This is a genomic window from Limosilactobacillus portuensis (assembly GCF_014838735.1).
GTDB classification, from domain to species: Bacteria; Bacillota; Bacilli; order Lactobacillales; family Lactobacillaceae; genus Limosilactobacillus; species Limosilactobacillus portuensis.
Window position 1 is genome coordinate 21740 of record NZ_JABUXQ010000024.1, and the last position, 7475, is coordinate 29214.

Consider the following 7475-nt stretch of genomic DNA (forward strand, 5'->3'; position numbering starts at 1 on the left):
GGGTGAAAAGAAAAGAGATTAGACGATATGAAGAAGCTGGATATGATCTTGATTTCTTAGCAAAAGTTCAAACCCAAGGGAATTTACGAGTACATGGTCGATATATTGAGATGGGAGACGGCTTCCTAACCTGCTTACGAGTTTACCGTTATCCTTCCCAAGGTTTAGGCCGATTCTGGGGAGTACCGTTAACTAATAATATGAACACAATGAGTGTTGTTTCTGTAGGGACCGAAGATCAAGAAGCAATTCAAAAAGCGATTGATTCAGCTGCTGGTGAAGAGTACTCCCGTATTTCCGGGAAAAATAAAGTTATTGATAACTTAACTGCTGGTGGGAAATATGAGGACTTACGTAATTTATTAATTAAGATGACTCGGCAACATGAAATTGTGAAGCGACTATATATCAGAACGTTTGTCTATGCTGAAACAATTGAAGAACTTGATAAGCGTTGCCGAAAGATTATTCATGATAATCATGAGTTCAGATTTGGACGCTACAGTAGTGAGCAGCTTGATGATTTTCAAAGCATCTTTGTTCCGACAATGAGGGAAAAAGGAATGGTAAATAAGCCAGAAGGTACCCCGATTGATGCTGAGAACCTGACCGGATTTTATCCTTTCAATCACGTTAAGTTGGATGATCCTCATGGTAGTTACTATGGCTATACCAAAACTAATGGGGAAGTTATGTTTGATCCGTTCCAACGAGACGATATTCGGACACGATCATTCTTTTTTGTTACCGGTAACGCTGGTATGGGTAAGTCAACCTTACTAAAGAAAATGAATGACGATGTATTCGCTCGTGGCGCTTTTATTCGCAATTTTGATGTTTCCTCGGAATATTCCGCACAAACAAAACGTCAATCAGGAGTGGTTGTTGACTTAGCACGGCCGGAATTTATGATTAATCCATTTGAAATCTTTCCAACAGAAATTAATGAAGATGGTAGTAGTAATGAAATCAGTTCATTTAACCGGCAAATTACAAAACTAAAGAATATGTTACGGTTCTTTAATCCTAAGGTTAATGACGATGACCTCGGGGTGTTTGAACAATGGCTTAATAAGTTCTATGTCGCTCAGAATGTCTGGGTTGCTAATGCCGCTAAGGTTCAACCAGATATTAAGGTAACCAATCTTTATTTACCTAAAGATGCTTACCCAACCCTTGAAGATTTTGTTTTATTTGCTAAAGAACAGAAACGAAAAGCAACGAGTGATATACGACGGCGACCAACCGATATGGAACAACGTTCAATGGTACGAATTGTTAATACCTTTGAAGGACTATTAAACAACAAACGTTCTATGTTTGAAGGCTATACCAAATTCCCAGATCTAAGTAATGAACAAGTAGTTACTTTTAATTTACAAAGCCTTAATGCACAAGGGAAAAATGTTTTTAATGCACAAATTTATCAAGTATTGACCTTACTTGAAGGAGAAATCATTAAAAATGGTTTGAGGCAACGACAATTACTGCAAGCTGGAAAGATTACTGAAGATGATGCCAAGTGGTACTACTTGAACCTTGATGAAGTAGAAAATTTGATTAATCCACACTTCGCATATGGGGTTGAATTTTTGGCTTCAATGATGGAACAAATGAGGAAGAACAACTGTGCAATTACAATGGCGGCACCAACGATTAAAGATTTAATCGTTAATGTTAGTTCAGATAGTCCGTACATTATTGCTGTTCAAAAGATTTTCTCACTGTTCCAAATTAACTTTTTCTTCCAAATTTCTAACGATGACTTACCACGATTAAAGGTTGCACTCGGTAAGTCAATGTCAATGGCTGAACTTCAAGGCTTGACCACGTTGCGACGAGGAGAGTGTTTAATGAACATTAACGGTGATCGTAATATTCGATTCTATGTTCAACTTTCTGATGAAGAAAAGAAGGTCTATGGAGGCGGTATGTAATGGCGATTACTAAAAAAAATTCAAAAAAGCGTCATCGTTTCCCTCATCCATTAAAAGCAGCAAAGCATAACTATCAAGACTTTCAAAAAAGGTCTAAAGATTATGTAAGAGCAAGAGTTGACTACATAAAAAATAATGATGAAGAAAATGATCGAAATACTAATCAACAATCGGATCGAGTTAATATCAGTTTTCTGATTTTTATGGTGGCTTTTGCGCTGCTTCTTGGCCTTTTTAAGTTATTAGATTGGCTTTAAGAGGTGAACTAAATGCGAAAAAGGATAAAGGCCCATTGGATGATTATTACTGCTGGGATAGTAGGATTCGGAGTCTTCTTGCTTTTATTAGGTGGCTTTGTTTCAGCACTATTTGCACTAGAAGCAGGAAATTGTAAGGGGGACTCTAATGATATGAGTCCTAATGGTGATGTAACCAGTTCAGCTAATTTGAATGATAATGCAAAGAAAATCTTTGATTATTTCGTTAAAAATCTGGGATTTTCCGGAGCGGGAGCTGCTGGGGTTGTTGGTAATGCTTCGATTGAATCAGGATATGATCCTAAGGCAAATGGAGGAAGTGTTAAGGGCATCTTTCAATGGGGTGCTGGAGGAATTAATGGTGACCGGCTTCATCAGGGTGGCTTTATTAAAAGTGATGCTGATTTAACGCTTGAAAATGAACTGAAACTGGCAGCTTATGAACTAGATCATAGTTACGCTTCAGTTAAATCTAGGGTTGGTCATGCTACTGATCCTTCAGTAGCTTCTAAAATTTGGCAAGATGATTATGAACAAGCACCTGGTCAAAAGACCGCTGAACGACAAGGAGTAGCTCGTGAGGCCTATCAGAAATTTGGTGGTTCTACTATTAGTGCAAATGATAGCTTGCTTGGTAATGTCGTTGCTGCTGGTGATGCTGGTGCTAACTCTGATGCTGCTTCTGGTCAAGCATGTCCGAACGGTTCAGAAGGTGAAGGTAGCGGTGAAATGCTTGATATAGCAAAGAAATTACTAGGCTACTTCTCTTACGCTTATGCTCGTCCAGTCTTACAAAATACCATGAGTAATACTAGCAGTCATAGCGTTTCCGATGTCCGTCGTGATGGTCACACTGATTGTTCCGGTTTCGTTTGGTTAGTCTGTTATCTAGCTGGGTATAAGGTTCCTGCTGGCGGCTGGTATACCGGTTCAATGTATCAAGACGCTACAGGACCTCATCAGTACTTAAAACAAGTCGACGAAAGTTCGGCTAAAGCTGGTGATATTGTTGTTTGTGGTGGTCCAGGTTCAACTGGTGCTGGTGGACACACTGCCATTCTGGCCGAAAACTGGCATGGTATGAGTACTAAGGTGATTAACGAAGGTGGCGGTGGCGACGATGTTAACGAACACACCTTTGAATATGCGTTTGGTACTGCCCTTGGAAATGATCAGCGGATCTTCTGTGAACCTGTTGCCAAAAATTAAGTATTGGGGTGAATTAAATTGAAGAAAACGGGTTTTCTGTATGTAATTGCAGTAATTACCATTATTTTTGGAATTCTATCGTGGCCTAGTGGAAAAAAAGTTAAACAAGCACAAGCAACCTTAAGTTCTACTAATACTCAAATTAAGAAATATAGGGAGCAAGCTAATAACATTACTCCTCAGGATAAAAATTTTGATCTGCAGTTAGCAGAACAAAATGGAGAAAATAAAGTTAATGAAGGCGTTGGCCTGGCTTTAGGTGGAATTCATTCAGATGACGATTTTAATAAGAATAAGGATAAATTAGTGTCTGATTTGGGAACCAAGTTAACTAAAGAGCTAATTGGATACTCACAAGATCGAAATACTAGAAAGTACATCACTAGTAAAAATGATGGGGTGGTTACCACATTTAGCAAAATGGGTAATCCTAGTGAGGCTAATTTTGAAACCTATACACAATTTGAACGAGAAGATGGAACTAAGAAATATGTCCTAATTGAAGGAACATATGATTTGAAAGCCGGGAAAGTTTTAACGGCAACAGTTAGTCCATTATCAGAGAAGCCTTCTAATCATGTTCAGTCGGGAGATGAAAATTAATGAATAATAAATCTCTACCTATTGTATTGATAGTCATTGGCTGCCTTTTAACTGCAGGTGGAGTTCACCATAGTCACCAAATGGACGCCAAATTAGCTAGAATAAATACAACACTAAATAGCCGAAAACAAGTTTTGAAGCATTATCAAGCAAAGGCTGAAAATCCTTTGTTATCTGATAAAGTCAAAACACCTGCACAAAAGAGTACACAAACCCAATTAAATACAAATAACAAAATGTTTAAAGCAGCTAATGGGTTCTTCTCGGTGGCCTTTAACTTTAGTAGTCAAAAGGAATGGAATCAACGTAAGAGCAATGCTCAACGTTATGCTACTAATAGTGTCCTTAGTGATAAGAAGCTATTTAACTCTGGTAAGGATGTAACCGGTAATAGCATCATTGAAGCGCAAAAGGTGGTCTCTACTTTTAATTCGGTAAATTTATCGACTAATACGATTAACAATGGAGAACATTCGTTAACAGGATTAGCTAAAGTAAGCTATTCAGCTTCAACCGATGATCATAATTCGGCACAGCACACTGATGTTTATCTATTAAAGTATGATTTACAACAACATAAGTTATCACTGGTCCATCGACTAGGTGAGTTAAGTAGTGAGGATAATTAAAATGAAACATAAAAGTTATTTGTTCCTGAAAAGTGATGGCTTTACCGTCTTAAGTTACTTTTTTTGCTTATTATTGGCAACGTCACTGATTTCTGTGGTAAAAAATAAAGTAGCAATAGTACAAGAACTACTGCTACTAGGGTTATTGTTACTTCTATTTTTCCTTCACCGAGATACACTATTGAGAAAAATGAATAAAGTGTTAGTAATCAAAAGTGTTCTCTGGGGTCTCGGAAGTCTACTAATTGAAGGACTTATAATTATTGGTATTATTCTGATAACTAAAGTTTCCATGCCTTCACAAAATACTTCTGGAGTTATAGCGGCAATCAAAGAGTATCCACTATTTATTATCTATACGATTTTAATTGCTCCAATGGTTGAAGAATTAGTCTTTCGTGATGCATTCTTCACTATTAGTAAAAAATACTTAGCATTGTTTCTAAAGGGTAAACGAAAGAACACCTGGATTACTATTTTTGCTGCTTTAATTACTGCCTTTATCTTCGCAGGCTTGCACGCTGATAATTCGGTATGGGAATATGTATTGATTAGTTTGTTTTTCCAGTGGCTATTTTGTCGCTATAAGGACATTAGGGTATGTATGATTGCACATATAGTATTTAATACAAGTACAATTGCCTTGTTGTTAATGGTCTGATAATGGCTTTAGTTCAAAGATTGAACTTTAATTTATCCTTCTTGACACTATCTTGACGATCATTTATCATAATAAATGAAAAGAGAGTAATGAGGTGCTAGCTCATTACTCTCAATCGTGAATTGGATGATTATTGGTTTGAAAAGAGATTAGCCTTTATGGTTAGTCTCTTTTACTATTTGGTAAGCCTTGGCAAACAATAAAGTTGCACGAGCTAAAATCCAGATAGCCACAGCCACATGGACCGTGCTTATTCCTCCAATCATTCCTAGCTCTCGGCATGATTGCTCACCTCCGTGAAATGGATTGGTGAGGGGTGACGTATCATCCGATTATATTCACTCGGTCAGTCCATCGAGGTTGCAAAACTCAACTTCATGGCCTGAAATTATTTTATCATATAGGTAACCTTAAATTACTCTAAATTATGATAAACTAAAAACAGACTAAGTTAGTAGTGAAATCTGAAATCGACGGATCTCAGATTTTACTACTTTTTTGTTAAGGTAGTAATGAAGTTGACATGTCGCAGTGCACTTTGGCAATCTATGTCGTATAAATGATAAAAACCTCTGTAAAATTAAAAGAGAACCCCTTTCTTAATAAGAAGTTCTCTCTAAAGTGTTTATTTACTTGACTTTACGTAGAAAAGGTGCACTGGCTACCACCAATGCACAAGTACACCTAAGGAGCTGATCTCTTTGGAGACGTTCTTTGCTGCACTTGGCTGGTGGTGAACTGCCATTCACCAGAACAAGAGCGCTACCGCTAAGCTATCAGCCTAATTGCTGAATATGATATATTCCTCAATACGGTTATATTATAGCATGGTTTAACGACTTGTACGACCATTTAGTATTTTACTAAGTGGTCTTTTTTCTGTAAAGATAAATATTTAAAATATTGTTTCTTCAAATAAAAATGAAAAAATTTAAAATAATACTTGCAAAGAATAATTTAAATTATTTATCTTTCTTGACACTATTTGAGCCATCATTTATCATAATAAATGAAAAGAGAGCAGTGAGATGCAGCTCACTACTCTCAATCGTGAATGTTCTGGAAGACATTTGGGTGGCTAACCATGATGGTTAGTCTTTTTTATTATCTGGTACGCTTTGGCAAACTGAACAGCTGCTTTGGACAATATCCAGATAGCCACAGCCAGTTGGACCGTGCTTAACCCTCCAGTCGTTCCTAGCTCTCGGCATGACTGTCACCTCCGTGTTGTTCTGGAATAGATGAGGGGTAACGCGTCATCCGAAGATTCACTTGGACCGCTAATTGAGTTTGCAAAGTTCAATCATTAGTCCTGAAGCCAATTATACCGATTTAATATTGATAATAAAAGTATCGTTGCATACTATCTTGCTTGAATTTAGAACGTTACTCTAGTATCATAATAAATGAAAAGAGAGCAGTAAGCCCTACCTTACTACTCTCAATCGTGAATTTGGATGATTAGAGTTTTTGAAAAGAGATTAGCCTTTATGGTTAGTCTCTTTTACTATTTGGTAAGCTTTGGCAAATAGTAAAGTTGCACGAGCTAAAATCCAAATAGTCACAGCCAGTTGGGATGTGCTTATTCCTTCAAATCATTCCTAGCTCTCGGCATGATTACTCACCTCCGTGAAATGGATTGGTGAGGGGGGGTGACATATCATCCGATTATATTCACTCGGTCATTCTATTGAGATTGCAAAACTCAACTTTACGACCTAAAATCAGTTTATCACACAGGTAAAGCTAAGCAATTTGCAAATCCTCGAAAATAATTTAAAATTATGCTTGCAATAGATTAAATTATCTGATATATTTATTACTGTTGTCGGAGGGTTAATATTCTGGGTAAGAATATTACGGTAAAGCTTTTTGCTTAATAGTTCATCTTTGGTGCTTTAAACAATGTATTTGACTGATATTAAAGTTTTTCCTTTTGCCTCCTTCTCCGTTATTTTGACCCGTTAGTCAAGTGGTTAAGACACCAGCCTTTCACGCTGGTATCGTGGGTTCAAATCCCGCACGGGTCATTTTTTTATTATCGCGGGGTAGAGCAGCCTGGTAGCTCGTCGGGCTCATAACCCGGAGGTCGTTGGTTCAAATCCAGCCCCCGCAATTGTTGGTCCGTTGGTCTAGTTGGTTTAGGACGCATCCCTGTCACGGATGAGATCACGAGTTC

The 7475-nt window shown here is 37.5% G+C and carries 6 protein-coding genes and 2 tRNA genes; all 8 read left to right on the forward strand.

What is annotated here, in order from left to right:
- Positions 1–2 precede the first annotated feature (2 nt).
- The 8 genes from HUK49_RS08300 to HUK49_RS08335 all read left to right on the forward strand — a co-directional run bounded on the left by HUK49_RS08300 (position 3) and on the right by HUK49_RS08335 (position 7412).
- Entirely contained in the window at positions 3–1937 is a 1935-nt protein-coding gene (locus HUK49_RS08300; protein ID WP_191913371.1) for a conjugal transfer protein, read from the forward strand.
- The gene (locus HUK49_RS08305) at positions 1937–2194 is read left to right on the forward strand and encodes a hypothetical protein (RefSeq protein WP_191913372.1); all 258 of its coding nucleotides are present in this window, start codon (positions 1937–1939) and stop codon (positions 2192–2194) included. The genes HUK49_RS08300 and HUK49_RS08305 overlap by 1 nt, the downstream gene beginning before the upstream one ends.
- A gap of 12 nt (positions 2195–2206) precedes the next feature.
- Positions 2207–3403, forward strand: coding sequence for a phage tail tip lysozyme (locus HUK49_RS08310; RefSeq protein WP_191913373.1), 1197 nt, complete (start codon positions 2207–2209; stop codon positions 3401–3403).
- Positions 3404–3421: 18 nt separating this feature from the next.
- Entirely contained in the window at positions 3422–4006 is a 585-nt protein-coding gene (locus HUK49_RS08315; protein ID WP_191913374.1) for a hypothetical protein, read from the forward strand.
- Entirely contained in the window at positions 4006–4635 is a 630-nt protein-coding gene (locus HUK49_RS08320) for a hypothetical protein (protein ID WP_191913375.1), read from the forward strand. The genes HUK49_RS08315 and HUK49_RS08320 overlap by 1 nt, the downstream gene beginning before the upstream one ends.
- Positions 4636–4834: 199 nt before the next feature.
- A complete protein-coding gene (locus HUK49_RS11310; protein WP_191913376.1) occupies positions 4835–5296 on the forward strand; it encodes a CPBP family intramembrane glutamic endopeptidase in 462 nt (153 codons plus the stop codon).
- A 1958-nt stretch (positions 5297–7254) separates the two neighbouring features.
- Positions 7255–7326: transfer RNA gene (locus tag HUK49_RS08330), tRNA-Glu, on the forward strand.
- 12 nt (positions 7327–7338) lie between these two features.
- Positions 7339–7412 (forward strand) — tRNA-Met (locus tag HUK49_RS08335).
- Positions 7413–7475 lie beyond the last annotated feature (63 nt).